A 25,200-nucleotide genomic window follows, 5' to 3' on the forward strand; every position below is an offset into this window, starting at 1 on the left:
GGAATTGTTTCATGATTACAGGGATCGAGATTTTAAAGTTTGGCGTTGAGGATCGGGCTGCTTCAAATAAATTTTTGGCAGATTTTGGTTTAAAGCCAAGCCAATCAGATATTGAGGGTACGGATCTTTATCAAACCCAGAACGGCAGTAAAATTTATTTATTTGATTGTGATGATCCGCGTCTACCACAGGCCATCGAGTCAGGCTCAACTTTACGAGAAGTGACTTGGGGCTTGGATGATGCAGCACAGGATTTGGCTGATTTAGCGACTCGCCTGAAAGATGTAGATGGTTATCAAGCCACGGCTGACATGCTGCAATGCTTAGACCCAAATGGGATGACCATTCGCTTTCAAGCCAGCTTTACCCAAGAGCTACCTGCGTTAAAAACAGAAGGGATTAATCAATACGGCAGTATCACTCGTGTCAATGCAGCCAGTCCAGTGTATGAAAAAGGGCAACCTGTTGCGATTGGACATGTGGTGTTCTTTACCCCAGATTTAGAAAAAACAGAATCGTTCTATATCGAAAAGCTCGGTTTCTTCTTATCGGATGCTTATCGTAATCGTGGTGCTTTTTTACGTTGCCGTGGCAAAGGCTATCACCATGATTTGTTCTTGCTTTCAGTACCCAATAAGCCTGCTGGACTCAATCATGTGGCCTTTGTGGTGCGTGATATTCATGAAGTGATTGGCGGTGGCTTAAACATGAACCGTTCTGAATGGTCTACTTTTATTGGTCCGGGTCGTCATCCAATTTCTTCGGCTTACTTCTGGTATGTCAACTCACCTTTGGGTGGTGCATTTGAATACTACACCAATGATGATTATTTGACGGAAGAATGGCAACCACGTGTTGAAGAACATTGTTTAGAACTCTTTACTGAGTGGGCGGTTGAAGGTGGTTTAGATGACCACACTCGTCGCCAAGTCAAACCTGTATAAGCAGTTGGAACAGGGAGATTAAGCTATGCAAAGAATTGTCATCGTTGGCGCAGGACAAGCCGCAGGTTGGGCGGTCAGCACACTCCGTCAACATGGATTTCTAGGTGAAATTCATGTGGTATCCAATGAGGAACGGGTATTTTACGAACGCCCACCGCTGTCAAAACAAGTCCTCTCCAAAGAAGCCAGTTATGACAGTTTGCATCTGTTCTCTGCTGAACAGGTTCAAGATTTTAATATCGAGTGGCATAAACCAGCTGTGGCAACTCAAGTGGATCGCCAACAAAAACATGTGGTTTTAGAAAGCGGTCAAGTTTTGCCTTATGACAAATTATTGATTGCGACTGGAAGCCGAGCACGTGTGCCAGTCAATACATGGCAGTTTATTCCCAATGTGGTGACTTTACGGAATGTACAAGACTGTGAACGTTTAGCCGAAATCTTACAACATACGCAAAAGTTAGCAGTAATTGGTGGTGGTTGGATCGGCTTGGAAATTGCAGCAACGGCACGGAAACAAGGCAAACAAGTGCATGTTTTTGAATACGGTGATCGACTTTGTGCACGTAGCGTTAGCCCTGATGTGTCTGAATTTTTGCAAAATATGCATCAACAACAAGGTACTCAGATCCATTTAAATAGTAAAAATGTGCATTTGATTGAAGCCGGTCAACAGCAAGTTGAAGTGGTGAATTATCCAAATGCCAGTGAACTATTTGATTGTGTAGTAGTGGGTGCGGGTGCAGATATTGCCAAAGAGCTAGGTGTGAGTGCGGGTTTAGACGTTAAAGATGGCATTGTCGTCAATGGTTTTGGACAAACTTCAGACCAAGACATTTATGCCGCAGGTGATGTGGCGATACATCCAAGTTTGGGCTATTGCATTCAGTCTTGGGCCAATGCGCAAAATCAAGCCATTGCCACGGCAAAGTCAATGTTAGGTATGGATACGGAATATCTGGATATTCCTTGGTTATGGTCAGACCAGTATCACTACAATATTCAGATTTTAGGGACTTACCAACCTGAAAAAACCAAGCAGATTGTGCTACGTCAAAATGCAGCTGATCAGTGCAGTTATCTTTATCTGGATGAACAAAACTGTTTGATCAATATGATTGCGATCAATGACTCAAAACTGGTCAAACTGGCAAAGCGCTGGATGCAATCCAATACCGTGTTAGACCCCCAATTATTAGCAGACCCTGAATTTAATGTCATGAAATTAAAACCATAAACATTAAATCCGGTTCATGACTCAATCGAAGGAATGAAATATGAGTAATGAAGAAAAAAGTGGATTGAAGCATTGGGTTCCTGCTTTTGTCCTGATGATCTGTGTCGTTCTGGCATTTTTCGACAAAATTAGTATCGCAGTCTTATTTGCGGACCCGCACTTTCAGGGTGCGATGGGGATTGCCCAAGACAAAGCAAAACTTGGATGGTTAATGACCAGCTTTTTATTGGCTTATGGTTTTTCCTCAGTGTTTTTAAGCTTCTTAGGCGATATTTTTAGTCCTAAAAAAATGCTGTTTTGGAGCGTCTTATCTTGGGGGATACTCATGTTCTGTATGGGTTTTACCACCAACTATACAGGGATGTTAATTCTCCGCGTTCTGCTTGGATTAGCTGAAGGCCCATTATTTGCCTTGGCTTATACCATCGTGAAACAAACTTATACAGATCGTCAGCAAGCACGTGCTTCCACCATGTTTTTGTTGGGTACACCGATCGGTGCCTTCTTAGGTTTTCCAATTACCGCGGCTGTTCTCGCAAAGCATGATTGGCATACCACCTTCTTTGTGATGGCTGGTCTAACTGTGATTGCACTGATTGCGATTGTGTTTGGCTTACGTAATTTACAACTCAAGAAAACCATTGAGCTGGAATCGACCAGTAAACGTGTCAATTTTAAAGGGCATATCCACAACACCAAAGTGTTATTACAGAACGGTTCTTTTTGGTTGGTGTGTATTTTCAATATTGCACTGATGACTTATCTGTGGGGATTAAACAGTTGGGTTCCATCTTATTTGATCCAAGACAAGGGCTTTAACCTTAAAGAGTTTGGTATTTATTCAAGCTTCCCATTTATCGCCATGTTGATTGGTGAAGTGATTGGTGCATTTCTTTCTGACAAATTAGGTCGTCGTGCCATTCAGGTATTCAGTGGCTTACTGGTGGCCGGCATCTTTATGTATGTCATGGTCATTATGACAGATCCAATTTTAGTGATTGTTGCAATGTCTCTCAGCGCAATGGCTTGGGGCTTTGGTGTCGCAGCAATATTTGCACTACTTGCTCGTGTGACCACCGCTGATGTGGGCGCGACTGCGGGTGGGATTTTTAATGGACTGGGTAATTTTGCCAGTGCAATTGCACCCGTTCTGATCGGTTACATCGTGATGCAAACCCACAGTTTTAATTTAGGAATTACCTTCTTAGCAGCAGTTGCTGTGATTGGATCGTTCTTCTTGGTTCCTTTACTAAAACGTTATTAATTCAAGATATCTAGGAGTTAAAACATGACTACTCAACAATTCGAATCATGGTCACAGCCTGAAGGTACAAGCTTACAAGATTGGTTAAATACCCGTATCGCACGTTTTGAAACACGTAAATATGATTTTGATGCCTTGAAGTTCCAAGCGGACTATGACCCCAAATATCGCCGTGCCCAAATGCGTTATATGGGTACGGGTGCAACAGGTGTAGTCAATGATGGCAACACTGTTCCAGCAGAAAACTTCACTTTTTCAACCATGGTTTTACCTCCGCAGTGCGAAGGGCCTTTGCATATTCATCATGATGTTGAAGAAGTGTTTTTTATGTTGCGTGGTGAGATTGACCTGTTTATCGAACATAACGGTGAGAAATTTCAAACCAAACTTAAAGAGCGAGACCTGATTTCAATTCCACCTGGAATTTACCGTGGCTTGTTTAATCCGGGTCAGGAAGATGCCTTGATGTGTGTGATGTTAGGTGCGGGTAAACCGACCATTCCGAACTATCCACCAGAACATCCATTGTCGCAAATCAAACGTTGATTGAATCGACAAAGCCCAGCCCTACAGCAAAGGAATCCAGCCATGACATTGCTTGATCGATTAGCCAAATATCCAGTCAAAACCATTGTAGTGGATGGTCAAGTACACGCCTATCGTGAGGCAGGTCAAGGCCAGCCGTTGATTTTGCTACATGGGATTAGTTCGGGTTCTGCTTCATGGATCAACCAACTTGATGTACTGAGTCAGTCTTTTCGTGTGATTGCTTGGGATGCACCGGGTTATGGCTTATCGGAAGGTTTAAATACAGCGCAACCGAATGCAGAAGATTATGCACAACGTTTGTTGGGTTTAATCGACGCTTTGGCAATTCCGCAAGCCATTCTGGTTGGTCATTCCCTTGGGGCTTTACAGGCCAGTGCTTTTGCTCATCTTTATCCTGAACGTGTACAGACTTTGCTGATTGCCAATGTGGCACAAGGTTATCAACGTTCAGATGAGGAAAGCAAAACACAGGTTTATCAAAAACGACCAATGCTGTTGAAAAGCTTAGGTCATGCAGGCATGGCGGCAAGTCGTGGACCGCATTTAATATTTAAACAAGATGCTCATGCTTTGGCTTTGGTCACAGCGGTGATGCAGGATTTGACCCTAGATGGTTTTACCCATGCATCGTATTTGTTGGCCTATGACGAAATTAGAAATTATTTAACAGATATTCGTGTTCCTTGCGTCGTGATTGCAGGCGATCAGGACCAAATTACACCTGCACAAGGTATTCAAGACCTTGCCGCAGAAATGCAATTGAGCCGATGTCATCTGATTACAGATGCAGGTCATCTGAGTTATGTCGATCAACCACAACAGTTTAACGACATTATTTTATCGGCACGTTAAGACTCAAACGAGAGAAAAATATGAGCTTCCAAGTTGAAGGAAAAGTAGCAGTAGTAACAGGTGGCTCGTCAGGCATTGGTTTGGCTGCTGTCGAAATTTTAGTTGCAGAAGGTGCCAAAGTGGCATGGTGTGGTCGGGATGAACAGCGTTTAGCAGAATCAAAAAATTATATTTTGGAAAAGTATCCGCAAGCCCATATTTTTACTCAAGCCTGCAATGTTTTAGACAAACAAGATGTAAAACGCTTTGCACAACAGGTCAATCAAAATTTAGGCAATGTCGACATGTTGATCAATAACGCAGGTCAAGGGCGTGTATCCAATTTTGAAGACACCCAAGATGAAGATTGGATGAAAGAAATTGAATTGAAGTATTTCAGTGTCTTACATCCTGTCCGTGCATTTTTAGATGATTTAAAACATTCGGCGTGTGGATCAATCACCAATGTCAATTCCTTACTGGCCTTGCAACCTGAACCACACATGATCGCGACGTCATCGGCACGCGCCGCTTTGCTGAATTTAACTCATTCCTTAGCACATGAATTTAGCCAATATGGGATTCGGGTGAATTCAATTTTATTGGGCATGGTGGAGTCGGCACAGTGGAAACGCCGTTTTGAAACACGTTCAGATAGCCAAGCGTCATGGGAACAGTGGACAGGCAATATTGCAAAAAACCGCGGTATTCCAATGCAACGTTTAGGTAAACCTGAAGAACCTGCACGCGCTTTGGTGTTCTTAGCATCGCCATTGGCATCCTATACCACGGGTGCAGCCTTGGATGTCTCCGGTGGATTTAACAAACATTTATAAGGTGTGCCCATGAAACAGTTGATGATGATTGGTTTCGGTGCAATGGCAGCAGAAGTGTATGCACATATGCCACAAGATTTACAGCTTAAATGGATTGTGGTGCCTGCACGCAGTGTTGAAAAAGTACAGGCACAAGTATCCGCTCAGGTACAGGTGATTAGTTCGATTGATCAATGCCTTGGCACGCCTGATTATGTGATTGAAGTGGCAGGCCAAGCGGCGGTAAAAGAACATGCCCAAAAGGTGTTAGCCAAAGGTTGGACCATTGGTCTGATTTCAGTGGGAACCTTAGCCGATAGCGAATTTTTCTCTCAACTGAAACAGACTGCGGAACAACACGATGCCCATCTGCATCTTTTAGCAGGTGCGATTGCGGGGATCGATGGTATCTCTGCGGCAAAAGAAGGTGGTTTGGAAAAGGTCACCTATAAAGGCTGTAAAAGTCCGAAGAGTTGGCGTGGCAGTTATGCTGAACAATTGGTTGATCTCGATCAGGTCAGTGGAGCTATGGTTTTTTTTCGTGGTACAGCCAGAGAAGCAGCACTGAAGTTTCCAGCCAATGCCAATGTTGCAGCGACCATAGCACTCGCAGGTTTAGGCATGGATGAAACCATGGTTGAGCTTACGGTTGATCCAAAAACCAATAAAAACAAGCACACCATTGTGGCAGAAGGCGTGTTTGGTGAAATGACCATTGAATTGGTGGGGGTGCCTTTGGCAAGTAATCCCAAAACCTCAACTTTGGCTGCGCTAAGCGTGATTCGTGCATGTCGCAATAGCGTTGAAGCAATTCAGATTTAAAAGGATTTGATCATGGTAAAGGAAATTTATATCGCAGGTGAATGGCGATTAGGTAAAGGCAATACGATTCAAAGTCTGTTTCCAGCAGATCAATCTGTAAATGCTGAAATTTCTACAGCGAGTTTAGATGATGTCAATGAAGCAATTGAAAAAGCAGATTTGGCATGGCGACAAGCAGGCTGGCGCAATAGCATGCCACATGAACGTGCGCGTATTTTGTATAAAGTGGCAGAGATTATTGAAGCGCGTGTAGATGAGCTTGCAAAATTACAAACCCGTGATAATGGTAAGCCACTGGCTGAAACACGTGGTTTAGTGATGAGTGCAGCCGTGACGGCACGCTATGTTGCCGCAGCATGTGAAACGCTGAATGATGAACTCACCACACAACGTGCGGCTGACTTTATGACCATGAGTGTGCATGAACCTGTCGGTGTGGTGGCCGCGATTACACCGTGGAACTCACCGATTGCCAGTGAAGTTCAAAAACTTGCCCCTGCGATTGCTGCTGGAAATGCGGTGATCCTTAAACCGGCAGAAGCAACGTCTTTAATTGCCTTGGAACTCGCCAAAATCTTTGAACAAGCAGGACTGCCAAAAGGCTTACTCAGTGTTTTAGTGGGGCGTGGTTCTGTAATTGGTGATGCCATCGTAAAGCATCCTTTGGTCCGCAAAATTTCATTTACAGGCGGAACCACTACAGGGCGTCATTTGGCTCATCTTGCCGCAGATAAATTGATTACCACCTCATTAGAGCTTGGTGGAAAATCCCCTACGATTGTTATGCCTGATGCAGATATTGAATTGGCTGCTAAAGGGGTGGCTTATGGGATCTTTAGTTCCGCAGGACAAGCCTGTATTGCAGGTTCACGACTCTTCGTGCATCACGGTATTTACGATCAGTTCCTTAAGCGTTTGGTTGAAATTACCAAAGCTTTACGAGTGGGACATCCAGAAACAGCGGGTGTACATTTGGGCTCTTTAATTAATCCAAAGCATTTGGCTTCTGTCGATGCCTATGTGCAATTGGCCAAGCAAGAAGGTGGTCAAGTTATAGTGGGTGGTCAAGCGCTGACGGATGGTGATTTGGCGAAAGGAAGTTATTACTTACCGACCATCATCACGGGCTTAAATAATACTGCACAAACCTGTCAGGAAGAGATTTTTGGTCCAGTCTTGGTGGTGATGAAGTATCACGATGAAGCCGATTTAATCACCCAAGCCAACGACAGTTGTTTCGGGCTTGCAGCAGGAATCTGGACTGAAAACTACCGTAAAGCTTGGCAAATTGCACGTGCTTTGGAAGTCGGTACAGTCTGGATTAATACCTATAAAAAATTCTCTATTTCGGCACCGTTTGGTGGCTTTAAAGAAAGTGGTATCGGGCGTGAAAAAGGGCGTTTAGGTATTTTGTCTTATATGCAGCAAAAAAGTATTTATATGGGATTAAGCGAACAGCCAAATCCTTGGTGTGAATAATAAATTCATGGAATGAAAAAGTTTTTGAGGAATAAACAATGACAGAACGTGTAAATGTAGGCGAAGCAATCGCGCGTGTTTTAGAAGCACACCAAGTGGAAAGTATCTATGGGGTGATTTCGATTCATAACCTACCAATTGCAGATGCCGTAGGGCGTCGTGAAAAAATTCGTTTTGTGGCAGCGCGTGGCGAAGCAGGTGCAGTCACCATGGCAGATGGTCACTCACGCTTTAAAGGTTTAGGGGTTGCTTTGACCAGTACTGGTGCAGGGGCAGGCAATGCAGTAGGCTCATTGATTGAAGCGATGAATGCTGGGAGTCCTGTGTTGCATTTAACTGGGCAAGTTGAACGTGAATATCTTGATCGTGATGCCAGCTTTATCCATGAAACCAAAGATCAACTGACCTTCTTACGTGCTTCAAGCAAAGCTGCATTTCGTATTACCAGTCCAGACAATGCAGTGGGTGTAATTCGTGAAGCAATTCGTGTTGCAACCACAGTACCGATGGGGCCTGTAAGCGTTGAGCTCCCGATTGATGTGCAAGCTGCAGAAATTGACTTGCCATTGAATTTAGGTCCTGTCAAAGCGCTTGAATTACCGCAGGCTGAGCAAGTTGAAATTGATTTAATAGTTGATGAAGTTAAAAAAGCCAAACGCCCCATCTTTTGGATTGGTGGTGGCACGTTAAATAGTGTTGATGAAGTGAAAGCCATTGCAGATCTTGGGATTCCTGTGGTTTCTTCGACTCATGCCCGTGGTGTGTTAGCGGATGAGCATCCACGCAGTTTAGGTGCATTCCATAACTCAGCAGGGGTCGAGCAACTGTTAAAACAGGCTGACTTATTGGTGGTAGTGGGCTCGCGTTTACGCAGCAATGAAACCAAAACCTATTCGGTGCAGTTCCCTGATAATCTGATTCAGATTGATGCCAATCCAGTGGCGCAGCAACGTAATTATAAAGTTCATAACTTCATTTGTGCTGATGCCAAAGATGTATTACAACGTGTGCTCACAGGGCTAAGCGGTATCTCAAAAGTTGATGCAGATTATGATGCAGCGGTTGTTGCGGCCAAACAGTCCGCTATTGAGGCACTGCGTACTCAGCTGGATCAATATGCACTGATCTGTGATCACTTACGTGCGGCACTGCCACAAGACGGCATCTTTGTTCGTGATATTACCATGTCGGGCAGTACTTGGGGCAGCCGACTATTTCCAGTACAAGCACCGAATCAAAATATTCACTCACTTGCAGGGGCAATTGGTCTTGGTTTAGCCACGGCAATTGGCGCTTCTATTGCCAATCCAGATAAAAAAGTGATTGGTCTCGTGGGCGATGGTGGTTTGATGCTCGGTATCGGTGAGATTGCCACCATGGCGCAAGAAAATACCAACATGGTGCTAATGATCATGAACGATGGTGGTTATGGCGTAATGCGTGGTATCCAAAAGAATTACTTTGGTGGGCGTCAATATTTCAACGAGTTGCATACCCCTGATTATAAAGTCTTAGGGGAAGCAATGGGAGTGAAAAGCTGGAAAGTGGGCAGTGCAGATGAGTTTAAAAGTGTGATTCAACAAGCGGTCGATTTTCAAGGGCCAAGTGTGATCGAATTGGATATGAATTCGATTGGACCACTGAACTTTGCAGGACCGCCGCAGAAAAAACTTTATTAAACCCAGTTGAACATTCGATGTTGGCATCGGATGTTCAGTAAATTCACCAGCAATTTTTTTTGCTCAAAATACAATAAAAACTATGTTTTATAAGTAAAACAAAAGTCCAACAGGATCGTTGGAACACAAGGGAAGGACGCAATTATGAAAAAGACAGCTATCGCGATGCTACTTGCAGCATTGTATTTGGGTACCACATCCAATGTTTTGGCGCAAAGCTCAGCATTAGAATGGAAAAGTGAAGATGAGACGGACTCTATAAAATTGGGTGGCGTGGTGCGATTAAACCAACGCTATGAAAATTGGGAAGGACCGAATGATGGCTTTGGCAAACTCTATTTTGATATTTTTAGAGTCGATGTCAAAGGTAAATTTGACGATGCCTATTTTAATGCAAGCTACTTGTTTCAAGACCAAGAGAAACGCTCGATCGAAAAAGCCTACGTGGGCTACAATTTAGATCAACAGAATAGTCTAGAAGCCGGCTTTGTATATAAACCTTTTGCGATTTATCCTTATCCGCAAAATGGTTGGACTTACCATATTCCATTCTTTTTGGGCTATGGCAATAACATTGCGCCAGGTTTGAACTGGAATTTTCATAATCAGGACTGGGATGTAAAACTGGGCTATTACCCTGAAATGCTGGCAGCCAATCTGCGCTATTCGCCCGAAAGTGCCACTTATGATGACCTAGCCGACAATGCATTTCCAAGTCAAAAAGCCTATCAAAATGAAAAGCGCCATCAATTCAATACGCGGATTGTGCGCAAGTTAGACACCAAAGTGGGTAAGCAGGAAGTCGGGGTATCGGGGGCAATTGCGCAATTGCATAATAAAACCACCGATAAAAATGGCCAATATTATGCAGTAGGGGTGCATAGCGATAACAATTACAAACGCTTTAATTTACAAAGCTCTGTGATTCATTATCAATATGATGCAAAGAATCCTGATGGGGTCAATAATGATATGACTTTAATGGGGAATAACGGATTTACCCCTGCTTATTTTATTGCCTCTGAAGCGACAGTTGCCAGTTTAAATCTTGCCTATACCTTACCTATGCAAAATATGGGCAAACTCAAAGCGATCCGATTCTACAATGATTATAGTTATATGGATAAGAAACGTGATGATTGGTCAGATTCTCAAATGAATACCACTGGGATGATGTTTATTGCGTCACCCTTTATGGTGTGGGCCGATTATACTTGGGGGAAAAATGCCAATATTATTGGTGGTGCAATGAATTCAACCGGTTTTAGCTCGACCGTTTCACCCTATAGTGACCAATGGTTGTATCGGATCAATTTAAACCTTGGATTTAGTTTTTAAAAAGCTGATTTGGGAATTGATCTGTTTGTTATGCCGATATTTGCTATGGCAATAACTGCTTTGTTGCATTTAGATTTAAACACCGATGGATGACATTTACTTATCATTTGAGTATTTGTCAAATGAGTATCTGTCAAAGCAGCGGATCGGCTGTGTATGCAACAAAGCATGTTTATCGGATCAATTTTATAACTTCACAAGCGCATACGTCGATGGTTTACGCTTGTTTTGCTAAGGCCATCAACGACTTTAATTGCTGAACTTCTAGTGGAGTGGCATGTTGTAACGGTTTTCTTGGTTCACCTACAGAAAAACCTAATTCATTTAAACCTGCTTTGACTGTTTTCGGTAAGCCGCCTTGTACAATAAAGCGCAACAAAGGCAATTGACGATAAAACAAGGCTTTGGCGTGGTCTAAATCACCATCTTTGACTGCCTGATATAATTGACTTGGTAGCTGACCGAGTAGATTTGGCGCCACAGTACACCAACCACTTGCACCTGCACAAAATGCTTCAAGCGCCAAAGGATTACAGCCATTATAAAAGGGCAACTGTCCTTGGGATAATTCATGAAATTTATGCATGCGCTGAATATCACCTGTACTGTCTTTAACCATGCAAATATTCTCAATTTCTTGAAACATTTTCACGATCAATTCTGGTGACATATCTACGCCACTGGTTGCAGGGTTGTTATAGACCATGATCGGCAGTTTGGTGGATGCAGCAATTTGCTGATAATAATCATAGATTTCTTGATCATTGAGTTTCCAGTAAGACACTGGAATCACCATAATTAGATCAGCGCCAAGCTCCTCGGCTTTTTGGGCTTTTTGAATCGCCATCGCCGTTGTGAGTTCAGAAATTCCCAACATGACCGGGACACGTTGATTAACGACTTCGATACTTTTTTGTGCGACTTGTTGCCATTCTTGCCAAGATAAATAAGCACTTTCACCAGCACTGCCCAATGGCACAATCGCATTACATTGTTGTTCTAGCAGAGCATTTAATGTGATGGTCAGTGCATCAACATCGACAGCTTGTGTGTCTGGGTGAAATGGTGTGATTGGGTATGCAATAATGCCTTCTAATTTCATTTTCATTACTCCTCGATACAGTCCGCATGATTTTTTAAAGCTTTACGCGCATAGTAGGCAAAATTGACATTATTACGCTTGTTGGTAGAGACCCAGTCGTGGGCTTCTTTTGCCAGTTCATGTGGGATAGGCTGAATTTGTCCAGCAGCCATTGCCAAAAGCTGAAGTCGGGCAGCGCGTTCAATTAAAATGGCTAAGTTGCAAGCCTCTTCAATGGTTTTACCTGCTACTAACTGACCATGATGTGATAGCAGTACAGCGCGGTTTTTACCTAAGGCTTCTGAAATAAAAATACCTTCTTCATTGCCGACGGGGACTCCCGGCCATTCTTCCACAAAAGAACAGTCTTCATATAAAGCGCAGGTATCCATTTGTGCGATCGCTAAGGGCACACGGAGCATCGACAACGCTGCAATATGTGTTGGATGGGTATGGATAATGCAATTCACTTCAGGATGTTGTTTATAAATCCATGTATGAAAGCGATTTGCAGGATTTGCCATGCCTTGTTGATCTAGTGGCTTTAGATCTTCATCAACTTCCAATAAGTTTTGCGCGGTAATTTCATCAAAGCCGAGACCAAAACGCTGGGTGATAAAGCTATTGCCTTGCGTGGTACGACAAGTGATTTGTCCCGCTAAGCCAGCATCATGGCCGTGGTCAAATAAAATACGGCAGCTTAATGCCAACTTTTGTCGATCTGTGTAGTTTGAATCTTGAATAAATTGCTGCATATTTTGCTGTGCATTTTGCATCAATTGCTGTTTATCGAGTTGTGCCGTTTGCATAAATAAAACCTCTCGCTGAGTTGATTTTCACATCGCCTAAGTACAGAATAAAAATTCTGTGGATGGATTAAAATATCCAGTTTCTAAAACTTATATGGGCCAGAGAGTTATGCGTCAGCCTTGGAAAATTCGGCTACATTTAGAAGATCGTGAAGAAAAGACCCTTTTTTTAAAGTTGGCAAATCAGATTATTCAAGAGATTTTATCTGGCAGAATTACTCAGGCAACACGCTTGCCAGGTTCACGTACACTGGCGGATGAACTCGGGATTAACCGAAAAACCGTACAATCGGTATATGAAGATTTGGAGGCACAGGGTTGGCTGGTTTCAAAAGCTAGGCAAGGCACCTTTGTCTCTGAAAATTTACCAGACTTAAAAGTGCAGTCATCGCCTACACCCGAACAGGTCGATATCACAGCAGTTTTGCCAACTCAGATGCTGATCAAAAATGATGGTGTGCCAGATAATCGGTTGATCCCGTATGAATTGTTTTCACGGGCTTATCGGCATGCATTGATTCAAGTAACACGCCATCAAACCATGGGATATGGAGATCCGCAGGGCAGTTTAGAACTTCGTCAAGCCTTATTAGAAATGTTGTCTATGGAGCGTTTTATACAGACCTCTATGGAAAATATTTGTGTGGTTCGTGGCAGTCAAATGGGGATTTTTCTAGCTGCGCGGGTTCTGGCTCAACATCAGCCTCAGCGTCATATTATTGTGGTAGAGCAATGGGCTTATCCACCTGCAGTGGAAACATTCCTGTCTAATCATTATCAAATTATTCGCGTGCGTTTGGATAAGCATGGTCTAGATACCGATCATTTAACTGAAATTTTGTCCAGCCATGCAGTTGCTGCGGTATACACCACACCTCATCATCAATATCCAACGACAGTGACGATGTCTATGGATCGAAGATTAAAGCTGTTAGAGCTGTCTAAAGCCTTTGATTTTTATATTATTGAAGATGATTATGACCATGAATTTCATTATGACAGTCGACCCATTCCGCCGTTAATCAGCTTACCGGCAGCAGACAAAGTGATTCATATCGGCTCTTTGTCTAAAGTGTTTGCGCCCAGTTTAAGAATTGGTTATGTGGTGACCAATGTGCAAATTATTCAGGCGATGAAACAAGACATTTTGCTGATCGATAAACAGGGCAATGCGATTACTGAATTGGCAATGGCTGAGCTGATGCAGCAGGGTGAAATTAAGCGGCATATCCGTAAAATGCGTAAGATTTATCAGCAACGTAGAGACTTTGCTGTGAGGGCTTTTCAGCAGACTTTTGAGGAGTGGGTTGAAATAGCCCCACCCGCAGGCGGCATGGCGTTGTGGGTAAAGTTTAAGTTACCTTTTCAACAGCAGTTTTTAACGGTTTTAAAACAATTACATATTGATTCTGAATATGATTTTGGTTCGGAATGGCATCATTCTGATCACAGTTTCTATATTCGTTTTGGTTTTGCAGCCCTGACCGAATTGGAAATCCGTCAAACTGTTGAAAAGTTGTATCAGGTTTTTGTGAGCTGATGATGCTTAAGAGACTTAGAAAGTATTTTGAATCTTGTTTAACTGACTTTAGAACGGTTTAAGCAAAAACCAGAAGCATTGTGTTTCTGGTTTTTTATGGATTAATTTAACGCCATACGATATTCAATGACCCCTGGTTTTTCAGCAATCCAGTCATAGAGTTTTTGTGCAGTTTGATTGCTTTGTTGCGTGTGCCAATACAAGCGCGCGCAGGGTTGAACAATCGCTTGCTGTTGTACATATTCAATCAGACGCTTGCCTACATGTTGACCTCTTGCCTGTGGAGAAACATATAAGTCTTCTAGATAGCAAAAGTTGGTCTCGGCCCATGTCGAGCGATGGATCACATAATGTACAAAGCCGAGAACATGCTCACCTTGTTTAGCAACAGCACAATATATCGGTTCTTGATCATCAAAAAAACGTTGCCAAGTGGTTTGCGTAACAGTATTGGATAAAGCCACTTGGTAAAAGTCTTGATAAGCCAGCCAATACTCCACCCATTGTTTATAGTCTTGTTGTACAACAGGCACAATTTGAACCACTAAATTTTCCACAGGTATTCTCCAGTCATCGGGAAAGAAAGAGGAGAAATGAGTTTAAGTGTGATTGTGGTATTCAAATAAGATACACTTTGAGTATTTTTAACAGTACCAGTTTTACTTATGGCGACAGCAGCATCGGCTTATTTCCCTCATTTAATCTTGCCTAAAGGGGTGATTAAAGAGGGTTTATATAGTGTTTTACGTGATGCAATTTTAGATGGCCGACTGGCTTCTGGAACCAAACTGCCCTCTAGTCGTGTCTTGGCGGAAATGATGTCGATTTCTAGAAATTCAGTCTTGGCTGCAATGGATCGTTTACTGGATGAAGGCTATGTTGTGACCAAGCCAAGCTCTGGTACATATGTCGCTGAGCTGATTCCTGACCAATTAATTTCTATACCAGAGATAGCGACAAAATCTGCATCTGACATCTGTCACAAGCTAAATATTAATCCGCATATCGCAAATTTATTACCTGCTTGGCAGAAACAAAATGTATTTGGGCAGGGTGAAAAAATATTTCATGTCGGCGTTGGCTGTACCGATTTATTTCCCCATTCACTTTGGGGGAAATTATTGGGACGTGCTTGGCGGCAGTCTCATCAGCAATTGGGTCAGTTTCATGATTGTCGTGGCTATTTGCCTTTACGTCAGGCTATTTGTGATTATGTTCGTTCTACGCGGGGGCTAAAATGCGATGTACAACAAATTTTGATTGTAAATGGTACCCAACAAGCGATTCATCTTGCAGCTTATGCATTATTACAACCTTTGGATCAGATCTGTTTAGATGAGCCCGGCTATGATGCCGCTTTAAATATTTTTCGGAGTTTTGGCATTCAAGTTCATCCTGTATCAAGTGATCACGAAGGGATGAAAATTGCTGAGATTATTCAGCATTATTCCGAAAGTAAATTCATCTATACCGCACCCTCTCATCAGTTCCCTTTAGGTGGAACACTCAGTTTAAGTCGACGATTGGCCCTATTGGAATGGGCCGCAAGTCAGCAAAAATGGATTTTTGAAGATGATTATAACAGTGAGTTTAGATATGGAACGCATCCAATTCAAGCCTTACAGGGCTTAGACCAACAGCAAAGAGTAATCTATTCAGGTACTTTTTCTAAAATGATGTTTCCTGAGTTTCGACTTGGATTTATGGTGGTTCCAGAATCGCTGATAGAAACATTGAGTCTGGCAAAATATTATACCGATACGCGGAGTGCTTATTTAGAACAAGCGGCTTTGGCTTTGTTTATCAAAGAGGGGCATTATGCACGCCATGTCCGTAAAGTGCGTAAAGCTTGCCAAGAACGTCAACAGGCATTAATTGCTGCGATTCAACAGTTTCTTGCAGATATATTGACTGTTCAGCCAACCGACTCAGGGATTCATGTGATTTGTTGGCTAAAAGCCCCATGGACTGAGCAAAGCTTTATTGATCAGTGTCTTGCTATTAATCTGGCTGTTCAGCCTTTATCTCGCTACTGTCAACAGCCTTATGAAAAAGCAGCAGTATTGTTTGGCTATGCAGCGCATACTCCAGATGAGATTAGTATGAATATTCAGAAGCTGGCGCAACAGATCAAGCACACCTAATACGGCTTCCTTTTTCATCTTCTATATTTCTTTATTTCCGATATAAATCGCTAGCTGGTCTAGCTGTACACGCATTGATGATAATTGTTGTACATCTGTTTATGCAATGTTATAACATAACAATAAATTACAATCCGGAATCCATGATGCGTCACCATACTTTAGCAATCGCTATTTCTTTACCGGTCTTTCCTGCATATGCGATTGAAAATAAACAACTGACTGTACTTCCAGTGATTCGAGTCAATGCTGAAAATGATCCATTTATCAATCAAAGTATCGTTGTAGAAAATAGAAATGCAGACAATAAAACTTTAGGTGATGCTTTAAAGCATCTTTCTGGAGTACAAAGTAGTGCTTTTGGTCCCAACTCAGGTGCGCCTGTGATTCGCAGTTTGAGTGGAAACCGGGTGCAGATTTTGGAAAATGGTCAGTCTATTTATGGAATGAATAGTATCAGCGGCAATATTAATATTCCTTTTGATCCTTTATTCACTCAATCTGTTACCGTCAATAAATCTTCAGACAGTGTACGTTATGGTGGTAATGCCATTGGCGGAAGTGTGAATATTGATTCTGGTCTAATCGATACAGCGATGCCGAATAAAAGTTCTCAATTAGAGCTTGTAGCGAAAAAGGGCTGGAATGATTTTGATGCCAAAGGCTTTAAACTCAATCTCAATAACCAAAGTAATTTTTCTACCAATGTATTGTTTTCTAGCCAAGATATGTCCGCTTATAAAATTCCGGGAGAGGGTAAAGCGAGCGTATGTAATACTGGTGTATTTCCAACGACGGGTGGGGTAAATACAGCATTGGCAGATGCTTGCCAAAAAGAAGCACGCATTCAAAAAAATTATAATACGGCATCACAGCCTTATATTGACCAATTTATGACGGAAAATCCCGATTGGGCAGATGGTTCATTTTCCTTCTATACAGATAAACCTACCTCAGTTTGGAGTGGAAAAACCTATACCAATCCAGTAAACCCTAAATATGTACCCAATACTCAGCAATATACTGAAAACAAAATTAATAAAGATGTCACACCCAACTATAAAAACAAGTTGGGCAATAGCTATTTAGACAATCAACACTTTGCGATTGGAAGCACTTATTTTCTCGACAATGGACGTATTGGGCTCAGTGCTGATTCAAAAAAAAGTGAATATGGGGTACCCGGATTTTCTCTTGAAAATAAATCTTTTCAATCTACCAGTGACAGCATACCAGTCGGGGTGAAAACAGATCAGCGAAGATATGCCTTAGACAGCGAGTTTAATTTTAGCCCGTTGTTATTGAAACAAATACAATTTGATGTGAGTAAGAGCGTTAATACATCAGGAGAATATTTAGGATCAAAAATGGCCAATAACTATAAATTTGATACCCAACAGGCTGAATTATTACTGAAGCATAGACCTGTTGAATTTTGGAATGGTTTTATTGGCTTTAATCAGATTGATCGTAAAGTGGTAGGACATGGAAATTTACGTTATTTACCGAATATCAATACGCAAACACAAGCCGTGTTTATCAAGGAAAAATTAGACTTTGATTGGCTAGAACTCGATGCTGGTTATCGTAACGAAAAGGTTGAACATAAAATTCAAAAAAGTGATTTTGTACCATCCAGAAATTCACCGAATACAAAACTCACCGATACAAAATTTAATCTTGAAAGCTACAGTTTCGGTTCATACCTAAAATATAATGATCTATTGGGTTTAAAGTTGCGTTATTCAGTGTCAGATAGAGCGCCTGAAATTAATGAACTTTATGCCAGCAATCCACATTATTCAATTATGTTACAAGAAGAAGGCAATCAAAAACTCAAAGAAGAAAGGTCCAAAAATCTTGAGTTAACAGGCCTGTTCAATTATAAAAATTTTAATTTTGAAGCGACTGTATATAAGATGAAATATGACAAGTATTTGTATTTGACCCATTCAGGGGCACAAATGCGTAATCGCTTGCCGCTTAAATATTGGACCCAGACAGATGCTGAAATCACTGGATTTGAAATTGATTTAAAACAAAAGTTTGAACTCAATCAGTATGGCAATCTTTTGATCTCTGCTTTTGCTGACTTGGTGAAAAATAAAAACCTCAATCCAAACAAAACCAGTTTGGCAAATGATGGAAATTACTTACCCAATATGCCAACGAACCGTTATGGGCTAAATCTTGAATGGAATAAGAATGATTGGTCAGCACGCTTATCCAATATTTACTATGATCAAGCTCAGTATTTAGGCAAAAATGTGTCTAAAGAAATTCCATTGCCGTCTTATAACTTGTTGGATCTACAAATTCAGAAACACTTCAAATTACAAAATGCCAATTTTGATGTTTTTCTCAATGGGTCTAATTTGTTAAATGAAGATGCACGACCACAGAACTCGCCATTAAAATACATTGCACCACTTCCTGGGCGTGGGGTACAGCTGGGTATAAGTATGAAAATTTAATCGCTTAACTTTTGTTGACTAAGTCTTATATGCTGGATCTTAACTTAAGATTTATTATCGGGGTCAATAAGTTGCTGTTGTCGAGAAGACTTCAAGCAACTTGTTGGCCCCTTTATTTTGATAGATTGAGAGTAACAAATTGATGTCATTAAATTAAAAAATAGTCTATTCGATTCAATCATTACAGCTTGATTTATTGCTGCACCAATTCCTTAACATGCGATGGCTGCTTCACGTTCAAAAATAGATTCAACACTTTCAAATGCCAAATGACAAGCTTGGTTTTGATATTGTCGAGCATAACTGTTTACTGCACTTTCAAGCACTTGTAAAAAATCATTATAATTCTGTTCAAAGTCTAATAAGTCGAGTAAGTCTGATTTTTTGCTGTTATGGCAGTTATATTTTTGAATAAAATCAAGCATTAATTTTTGAATAGGCGCATGGGTAAAATAAATTAAATAAGTTGCTGCCGAACCACAATGCAAACAACCTTGTTCAAGATAAATTTCTTCACTGTTTAACCAGCAGCATTGTAAGGTAAAAAATGCTCGAATCGCTTCAGTCGCTAGAGTAGGCTGTTCCAAAGTGTTCACCAATTTTTCAGATAATGAAATTGATAATCATTATTAATTAAATTTTGCAAAAAGTCTATGTGATAATCGGTAAATTTTTTAAGTGTTGCTGTGAAATAACGGTACAAATTGATGTTTTGTATATTGTTCGCTTCTATATTTTAAAGGTTTTATATTTGCGCGTATTTGCCTTGTTTGGAAAAAATCATGGAGGTTATTTTGGTGTCGATTCAGTGTCTACATTGTGGTTGATTGCGTTCATTATGAGCACGCTTCAGCTATCGTTTAAGAGACGGATCAAATAGCCCAGTCAACGATGATAGCGCTGTTTGATCCAATAGCTGTTGTCATCGAAGCATGGTGTTAAATGACAGCTTTAAATTTATTTGCTGCCCAAACGATGTCCTGCTTTAAAACCATTTTCATGCGCTAAAAATACAATAGATAAACCCAATAATGATAAAGCGATGATACAAACAAAAAATGAGTCTATGCCTACATTTTGTAGCAGGATGCCGCCTAAAATACCGCCCCCTGCAACCGCAAGATTAAACACCGTCACCAGCATGGATTGGGCAATATCTACATTTTCACCTGCGACATCTGCCAACGCAGTTTGTAGTAGGGTTGGTGCACCACCAAAAGTCATTCCCCAAAGTACGATACCTAGCATCACAAGCCAGATGTGATGACTACTCAAGCCCATGAAAAGGGCAGCGATGGTAAAGCCTGTTAAACTGATCAGGGTTAATTTGCGTAATGATCTATCGATCCAAATACCTGTAATCCAAATGCCGAATATTGAAGAAAGGCCAAAAATAAGAAGAATAAGATCAATATGCTCACTCAGCTGTACAGCAGCCAAATAAGGCGAAATAAAGGTATAAAGTATGTTGTGTGCCAAAATCCAAACAAAAATAACCGCTAAAATTGCGCCTATACCGGGGTGTACCAAGACGTTGAGAATAGATTGTTGTTTGCTTGCTGGTTGTCCTGCCAAATGAGGAAGGCTTATTTTTATCCAGATGATCAGGATTAAAGCAAGTCCTGAAATCATCCAGAAAACCCCACGCCAGCCAAACAGATTGCCCAACCCAATAGCTAAAGGCACACCCAGACATAATGCGATGGGTTGACCCACTCCAACGATTGCCATCGCTCTGCCTTGTAGATGGGCAGGAACCAGACTTCGAGCATAACCTGCCAAGATACCCCAGATAATTCCAGCAGACATTCCTGCAATAAATCGTGAAATCAGGATGATGATATAGCTGGAAGATAGCGCTGTTAGACTATTGAAGACAAACAAGCCTGTGATTGCCAATAACAATAAAGGTTTTCTTGACCAACTCCGTGTTGCAGCAACCACAGGGATCGCTGCAATGACCGATCCTAGGGCATAAACTGAAATCATTTGTCCTGCTAAAGCTTCAGACACCTCTAAGTCATGACTGATCAATGCCAATAAGCCCGCTGGTATGATTTCCGTCATAATGGTAATAAAACCTGCAACCGTAAATGCCAATAATTTCCAAATTGGTAAGCTGAGTGTAGATCGGTTCTGCTCTGATCTGTTGTTGAACTGATTCATGCGCTAAACCTCTGTGTATGATTGACAGAAAGGTCATCTCGTTTAAGGAATATAGGCATCCCAAAATTTTCAAGATTAATATTCATTGTTTACTCCATGTTGTATTTATATTGGAATGATCGTTCCATTTTAAGGTAAATAAAACCCTCAGCGTTGCAAACTACCCAGTCGGCTAAGGGGGTGAAACTAAAAATTAATACAAGGTATTTAGTGCGACTTCAGCAACATTCTCTAGATATTGCTGACGATTTTCTGCGCTACAGCCTTTGCTCAAAACGCGAATGCCTTGAATGGTATTCACGAAAAAAAGTGCTAAGGCTTGTGGAGAATTGTGTAGGGTGATTTCACCAGATTGCTTTCCTCTGATCATGAGCTGTTCCAGTGCGAGCTGTAATCGTTCAAAGTTGTACGTGACAGATTCTGCAGTCTTTTGATCGTGTCCTGCTAACTCCAAACAGGCATTGGCCATTAGGCAACCGCGATGTTGCGGATCATTTAATTCATCTTCAATGATACGAGATAGTAATTGTTGGATAATACTTTTGACTGATCCATCACTAGATAACAAATCAATATTTGATTTACTGATCAGGCGTTGATAGCGAGATAAGGCCTGTTGGTAGAGTTGCTCTTTATTTTTAAAGGAACTATATAAACTGCTGCGTGAGAGTCCAGTTTCCTCAACTAAATCTTGAATTGATGTCGCTGCAAATCCTTTACGCCAGAAAACTTGCATAACCGCATTTTCAACTTCTTCAGGATCAAACTCTTTCGTACGCATAATATTAACTCATATTGGAACAATCGTTCCTAATACTTTATACAAACAATCAATGGCTGTCTAATGAAAATTCAACAGTATGGGGAGATTTGAGTTTGCTTTATTGAAATAAGCCAAGATATAAGTCAACCTGTCAAAAAAGCTCAGACACAAGAATATAATTTCTTTTAATGAATATTTTTAATTAAATCAATTGCATGAGAAAATAAATTATTTAATTATAAAAAGCTTGCAATGCCACACCTTACATTCAAAGTTTAAATAGCTTTGTGTAGGCGATGCCTCACTTTTCAGAGATGAAAAGTGACAAAAATCTTCTATTGGGCGAGGGGTACGTCCTGTACCCCCGCCCAACGGCGACATCCATGTCGCCTCACGGTAGAATCACCATCTATAATTCAAAAGTAAAAAAAATGAATTGATAACCAACAGTTTCTAAAAGCACATACAAAAACATAAGTTCATTTCTGATCAATGACTTGATAGAAATCACTTGTATGAATAATTAGGGGGGTGACTATAGACATTAAAAAACCACGCTCATGGAGGGCATGGTTTTTGGTTGATCTATAACAGGTTACTGAATATCTAAACTTTAGCTTAAAACTTTTTAGTGAGTGAAAAAGTGAGGGTGGAATCAATTGGATTTGAAATTTTGGCATTAGGATTGCCATTGCTGTATTTTTGATAATATCCGTCTTTGTCCCATGCTTTGCTATAACTTAAACTGGAAGATAAGCCATAAGGCAGCGCTTTGTTAATGGCAACACTGGCATCTTGAAAGCTTGCGGCAGAAAAGTTTTTTATACGTTGATTGCCATAATGCATATTCACCGACCAGCCTTGAGCGATGGGTTGTAACCAATTCACATCTAAAAAGCCTGAACCACGAGAGTGCTTATTGGAACCAATTGCTAAAGTGTCAGAATTATTGCCAAAATAATCTTGAGTATAGGTAATTGCATATTTAACACTCAGCGGACCATAGCTGATTTCTGGAATAATTTCACCATAATCAAAACGGGTATGACCTGTTTCAGCAGTGGTTTTTGCCCCAGGATAGTAGTAATAAGCGACTTTAGTACCCAGATTTAACTGACCGAAACTACGGCTATAACCAGTATAGACATCCCATTCAACATTGGCATCACGGATGAAGTTATCACTCACAGTAGAAGCCCAAGTTCCGGCATAAAAACCATTGGGATGAGCATAATCAAATCCGCCTTGTACAGCAGGGTTGCCCCAGGTCTGTTGAAAACCACGTGAGATATATTGGCTGGCTACTGTCAAATTTGCACTATATGGAGACGGCGTTTCTACACCAGATTCATTGGCATGTAGGGTTTGAAAAAATAAACTCAAAGGGATGGTCAATAATAATTTTTTTCTCATTTTATTCGTCCTTGAAAGATGCGACACACTCAGTCAAAACTGAGGTGTCGCTAAAATATGAATACTTTTACACGATCGGACGTAAAGGCGCTTTGCGCACAGGTGCTGTGCCAGCTTTGTAATAACCCGCTTCAGAACGTGGCAATTTTTTGCCACGAATTTGATCTGCGATTTTTTCCGCGATCATAATCGTTGTGGCATTTAAATTTCCAGTAATGATCAGCGGCATAATCGAAGCATCAACAACGCGCAAGCCTTGTAAACCGTGTACACGACCTTGACCGTCAACCACTGCCATTTCGTCTTCACCCATCTTGCAACTACATGAAGGATGGTAAGCAGTTTCAGCATGGTTGCGCACGAAATCATCCAGTTCAGCATCAGTTTGCACCTGTTTTCCAGGACTGATTTCATCGCCACGATATGCATCTAATGCAGGCTGTTGCATGATTTCACGGGTGATACGAATGGCATCACGGAATTCACGCCAGTCTTGCTCAGTCGACATATAGTTGAACAGAATACTTGGATGTTCAAATGGATCTTTAGATTTCAGCTTAATTCGACCACGTGCTGGTGAGCGCATAGAACCAACATGCGCTTGGAAGCCGTGTTCTTTCACTGCATTACTGCCGTTATAGTTAATCGCAACGGGTAAGAAGTGATATTGAATATTCGGCCAGTCAAATTCATCTGAGCTGCGGATAAATCCGCCTGCTTCAAACTGGTTGCTTGCGCCAATACCAGTCCCATTAAATAACCATTCAGCACCAATTGCAGGCTGGTTAAACCATTTTAAAGCGGGGTAGAGTGAAACAGGTTGCTTACATTTGTATTGTAAGTACATTTCCAAATGGTCTTGTAAGTTTTCACCGACACCCGGTAAATCATGTACGACATCGATATCCATTGATTTAAGGAAGCTACTTTCACCAACACCCGAACGTTGTAAAATTTGTGGTGATGCGATAGCACCCGCACAAAGCAAGACCTCACGGTTTGCACGTGCTTGTGTGAGATTGGTTTTATCCGCACCGATGATATATTCCACACCAATCGCTTGCTTTTGATTAAATAAAATTTTATTGGTAGTGGCATGGGTCACGATCGTTAAATTAGGGCGACCTTTTGCCATGTCTAAATAACCACGTGCGGTACTAGAGCGACGGCCTTTTGGTGTCACGGTACGATCCATTGGACCGAAACCTTCTTGTTGATAACCATTTAAGTCATCTGTACGTGGATAGCCTGCTTGTACACCTGCTTCAACCATGGCATGGAACAAGACATTATTGCCATTTTTAGGGGTTGCCACAGATACAGGGCCATTGGCGCCATGGTAATCATTGCCACCAATATCACGGGTTTCAGCTTTTTTATAATATGGTAAGCAGTCTGCATAGCTCCAGTCTTCTAGCCCTTTGAGCGTCGACCAGTTATCTAAGTCCATTGCATTACCACGGATATAACACATCCCGTTAATCAATGAGGAACCACCTAAACCTTTACCACGGCCGCATTCCATACGGCGATTATTCATATGTGGTTCAGGGTCAGTGAGATATGCCCAGTTGTAACGGCGTCCTTGTAGTGGGTAGGCCAACGCTGCTGGCATTTGAGTACGGAAATCTAAACGGTAGTCTGGGCCACCTGCTTCCAAGAGTAAAACAGTAACGTCTTTGTCTTCAGTTAAACGTGTTGCGAGCACATTTCCGGCAGATCCTGCGCCGATGATAATGTAGTCATATGCTTGAGTAGTCATAATTATCCTTTTTGTATTTTTTAAAAGTGCCAATGCAATCAGGTGATGACATGGCACATAGGATTGATATACGGAGAAAGCCTGAGTGCA

The 25,200-nt window shown here is 41.5% G+C and carries 21 protein-coding genes; 13 read left to right on the forward strand and 8 right to left on the reverse strand.

The window, feature by feature from the left end; all coding sequences use genetic code 11:
* Positions 1-11 precede the first annotated feature (11 nt).
* The 10 genes from PYV58_RS04600 to PYV58_RS04645 all read left to right on the forward strand — a co-directional run bounded on the left by PYV58_RS04600 (position 12) and on the right by PYV58_RS04645 (position 10,958).
* Positions 12-944: a VOC family protein gene (locus tag PYV58_RS04600; RefSeq protein ID WP_004717628.1), complete on the forward strand. Its 933-nt coding sequence runs from the start codon at positions 12-14 to the stop codon at positions 942-944.
* Between the two features lie 25 nt (positions 945-969).
* Positions 970-2,181, forward strand: a complete 1,212-nt coding sequence (locus PYV58_RS04605) for an FAD-dependent oxidoreductase (RefSeq protein ID WP_034615797.1) — start codon at positions 970-972, stop codon at positions 2,179-2,181.
* Positions 2,182-2,221: 40 nt separating this feature from the next.
* On the forward strand, positions 2,222-3,445 hold the full coding sequence (locus PYV58_RS04610; protein ID WP_004823455.1) for an MFS transporter: 1,224 nt from the start codon (positions 2,222-2,224) through the stop codon (positions 3,443-3,445).
* Positions 3,446-3,469: 24 nt separating this feature from the next.
* The gene (locus PYV58_RS04615) at positions 3,470-3,991 is read left to right on the forward strand and encodes a cupin domain-containing protein (protein WP_004717620.1); all 522 of its coding nucleotides are present in this window, start codon (positions 3,470-3,472) and stop codon (positions 3,989-3,991) included.
* Positions 3,992-4,033: 42 nt separating this feature from the next.
* Complete coding sequence (locus PYV58_RS04620) at positions 4,034-4,846, forward strand: alpha/beta hydrolase (RefSeq protein WP_034615794.1); 813 nt, start codon at positions 4,034-4,036, stop codon at positions 4,844-4,846.
* A 20-nt stretch (positions 4,847-4,866) separates the two neighbouring features.
* Positions 4,867-5,661: an SDR family oxidoreductase gene (locus PYV58_RS04625; RefSeq protein WP_004823453.1), complete on the forward strand. Its 795-nt coding sequence runs from the start codon at positions 4,867-4,869 to the stop codon at positions 5,659-5,661.
* A gap of 9 nt (positions 5,662-5,670) precedes the next feature.
* Complete coding sequence (locus tag PYV58_RS04630; RefSeq protein WP_034615792.1) at positions 5,671-6,462, forward strand: aspartate dehydrogenase; 792 nt, start codon at positions 5,671-5,673, stop codon at positions 6,460-6,462.
* Between the two features lie 12 nt (positions 6,463-6,474).
* On the forward strand, positions 6,475-7,941 hold the full coding sequence (locus PYV58_RS04635; RefSeq protein WP_034615789.1) for an aldehyde dehydrogenase: 1,467 nt from the start codon (positions 6,475-6,477) through the stop codon (positions 7,939-7,941).
* 38 nt (positions 7,942-7,979) lie between these two features.
* Positions 7,980-9,620: a thiamine pyrophosphate-binding protein gene (locus PYV58_RS04640; RefSeq protein WP_034615787.1), complete on the forward strand. Its 1,641-nt coding sequence runs from the start codon at positions 7,980-7,982 to the stop codon at positions 9,618-9,620.
* A gap of 144 nt (positions 9,621-9,764) precedes the next feature.
* Entirely contained in the window at positions 9,765-10,958 is a 1,194-nt protein-coding gene (locus PYV58_RS04645) for a hypothetical protein (RefSeq protein ID WP_034615785.1), read from the forward strand.
* Positions 10,959-11,175: 217 nt separating this feature from the next.
* Here the strand turns inward: PYV58_RS04645 and PYV58_RS04650 are convergent, their stop codons facing one another.
* Both PYV58_RS04650 and PYV58_RS04655 read right to left on the reverse strand, forming a co-directional pair.
* Complete coding sequence (locus tag PYV58_RS04650) at positions 11,176-12,060, reverse strand: dihydrodipicolinate synthase family protein (RefSeq protein ID WP_034615826.1); 885 nt, start codon at positions 12,058-12,060, stop codon at positions 11,176-11,178.
* 5 nt (positions 12,061-12,065) lie between these two features.
* Positions 12,066-12,848, reverse strand: a complete 783-nt coding sequence (locus tag PYV58_RS04655; protein ID WP_004823445.1) for an aldolase — start codon at positions 12,846-12,848, stop codon at positions 12,066-12,068.
* A 109-nt stretch (positions 12,849-12,957) separates the two neighbouring features.
* Between PYV58_RS04655 and PYV58_RS04660 the strand changes: the two genes are divergently transcribed.
* The gene (locus PYV58_RS04660) at positions 12,958-14,388 is read left to right on the forward strand and encodes a PLP-dependent aminotransferase family protein (protein ID WP_034615782.1); all 1,431 of its coding nucleotides are present in this window, start codon (positions 12,958-12,960) and stop codon (positions 14,386-14,388) included.
* Positions 14,389-14,489: 101 nt separating this feature from the next.
* Here PYV58_RS04660 and PYV58_RS04665 read toward each other — a convergent pair whose 3' ends face one another.
* The gene (locus tag PYV58_RS04665) at positions 14,490-14,945 is read right to left on the reverse strand and encodes a GNAT family N-acetyltransferase (protein WP_034615779.1); all 456 of its coding nucleotides are present in this window, start codon (positions 14,943-14,945) and stop codon (positions 14,490-14,492) included.
* Between the two features lie 108 nt (positions 14,946-15,053).
* On the opposite strand from PYV58_RS04665, the gene PYV58_RS04670 reads away from it, so the two are divergent.
* Both PYV58_RS04670 and PYV58_RS04675 read left to right on the forward strand, forming a co-directional pair.
* Positions 15,054-16,532 carry a PLP-dependent aminotransferase family protein gene (locus PYV58_RS04670; RefSeq protein WP_034615776.1) on the forward strand — a complete coding sequence of 493 codons (1,479 nt, stop codon included), beginning with the start codon at positions 15,054-15,056 and terminating at the stop codon, positions 16,530-16,532.
* A gap of 146 nt (positions 16,533-16,678) precedes the next feature.
* Positions 16,679-19,006 (forward strand): TonB-dependent receptor, encoded by a 2,328-nt coding sequence (locus PYV58_RS04675; protein WP_034615773.1) that lies wholly within the window; start codon positions 16,679-16,681, stop codon positions 19,004-19,006.
* Positions 19,007-19,218: 212 nt separating this feature from the next.
* On the opposite strand, the gene PYV58_RS04680 is transcribed toward PYV58_RS04675, so the two are convergent.
* The 5 genes from PYV58_RS04680 to betA form a co-directional block, all read right to left on the reverse strand.
* Positions 19,219-19,593 (reverse strand): hypothetical protein, encoded by a 375-nt coding sequence (locus PYV58_RS04680; RefSeq protein WP_167321156.1) that lies wholly within the window; start codon positions 19,591-19,593, stop codon positions 19,219-19,221.
* Positions 19,594-19,963: 370 nt separating this feature from the next.
* A complete protein-coding gene (locus tag PYV58_RS04685; protein WP_034615770.1) occupies positions 19,964-21,172 on the reverse strand; it encodes an MFS transporter in 1,209 nt (402 codons plus the stop codon).
* 193 nt (positions 21,173-21,365) lie between these two features.
* Positions 21,366-21,953 (reverse strand): TetR/AcrR family transcriptional regulator, encoded by a 588-nt coding sequence (locus PYV58_RS04690; protein ID WP_034615767.1) that lies wholly within the window; start codon positions 21,951-21,953, stop codon positions 21,366-21,368.
* A gap of 600 nt (positions 21,954-22,553) precedes the next feature.
* Positions 22,554-23,348, reverse strand: coding sequence for a TorF family putative porin (locus tag PYV58_RS04695; RefSeq protein ID WP_034618219.1), 795 nt, complete (start codon positions 23,346-23,348; stop codon positions 22,554-22,556).
* Positions 23,349-23,415: 67 nt separating this feature from the next.
* Positions 23,416-25,110 carry a choline dehydrogenase gene (gene betA / locus PYV58_RS04700; protein ID WP_004717579.1) on the reverse strand — a complete coding sequence of 565 codons (1,695 nt, stop codon included), beginning with the start codon at positions 25,108-25,110 and terminating at the stop codon, positions 23,416-23,418.
* Positions 25,111-25,200 lie beyond the last annotated feature (90 nt).

Origin of the sequence: Acinetobacter sp. TAC-1 (genome assembly GCF_029025845.1) — a bacterium.
Taxonomy (GTDB): domain Bacteria; phylum Pseudomonadota; class Gammaproteobacteria; order Pseudomonadales; family Moraxellaceae; genus Acinetobacter; species Acinetobacter guillouiae.

Coding starts and splice junctions, on each gene's coding strand:
- PYV58_RS04675 (WP_034615773.1), top strand. CDS start 16,679: ATGCGTCACCATACTTTAGCAATCGCTATTTCTTTACCGGTCTTTCCT.
- PYV58_RS04670 (WP_034615776.1), top strand. CDS start 15,054: ATGGCGACAGCAGCATCGGCTTATTTCCCTCATTTAATCTTGCCTAAA.
- PYV58_RS04650 (WP_034615826.1), bottom strand. CDS start 12,060: ATGAAATTAGAAGGCATTATTGCATACCCAATCACACCATTTCACCCA.
- PYV58_RS04690 (WP_034615767.1), bottom strand. CDS start 21,953: ATGCGTACGAAAGAGTTTGATCCTGAAGAAGTTGAAAATGCGGTTATG.
- betA (WP_004717579.1), bottom strand. CDS start 25,110: ATGACTACTCAAGCATATGACTACATTATCATCGGCGCAGGATCTGCC.
- PYV58_RS04615 (WP_004717620.1), top strand. CDS start 3,470: ATGACTACTCAACAATTCGAATCATGGTCACAGCCTGAAGGTACAAGC.
- PYV58_RS04655 (WP_004823445.1), bottom strand. CDS start 12,848: ATGCAAACGGCACAACTCGATAAACAGCAATTGATGCAAAATGCACAG.
- PYV58_RS04640 (WP_034615787.1), top strand. CDS start 7,980: ATGACAGAACGTGTAAATGTAGGCGAAGCAATCGCGCGTGTTTTAGAA.
- PYV58_RS04610 (WP_004823455.1), top strand. CDS start 2,222: ATGAGTAATGAAGAAAAAAGTGGATTGAAGCATTGGGTTCCTGCTTTT.
- PYV58_RS04645 (WP_034615785.1), top strand. CDS start 9,765: ATGAAAAAGACAGCTATCGCGATGCTACTTGCAGCATTGTATTTGGGT.
- PYV58_RS04685 (WP_034615770.1), bottom strand. CDS start 21,172: ATGAATCAGTTCAACAACAGATCAGAGCAGAACCGATCTACACTCAGC.
- PYV58_RS04620 (WP_034615794.1), top strand. CDS start 4,034: ATGACATTGCTTGATCGATTAGCCAAATATCCAGTCAAAACCATTGTA.
- PYV58_RS04625 (WP_004823453.1), top strand. CDS start 4,867: ATGAGCTTCCAAGTTGAAGGAAAAGTAGCAGTAGTAACAGGTGGCTCG.
- PYV58_RS04635 (WP_034615789.1), top strand. CDS start 6,475: ATGGTAAAGGAAATTTATATCGCAGGTGAATGGCGATTAGGTAAAGGC.
- PYV58_RS04605 (WP_034615797.1), top strand. CDS start 970: ATGCAAAGAATTGTCATCGTTGGCGCAGGACAAGCCGCAGGTTGGGCG.
- PYV58_RS04630 (WP_034615792.1), top strand. CDS start 5,671: ATGAAACAGTTGATGATGATTGGTTTCGGTGCAATGGCAGCAGAAGTG.
- PYV58_RS04660 (WP_034615782.1), top strand. CDS start 12,958: ATGCGTCAGCCTTGGAAAATTCGGCTACATTTAGAAGATCGTGAAGAA.
- PYV58_RS04695 (WP_034618219.1), bottom strand. CDS start 23,348: ATGAGAAAAAAATTATTATTGACCATCCCTTTGAGTTTATTTTTTCAA.
- PYV58_RS04600 (WP_004717628.1), top strand. CDS start 12: ATGATTACAGGGATCGAGATTTTAAAGTTTGGCGTTGAGGATCGGGCT.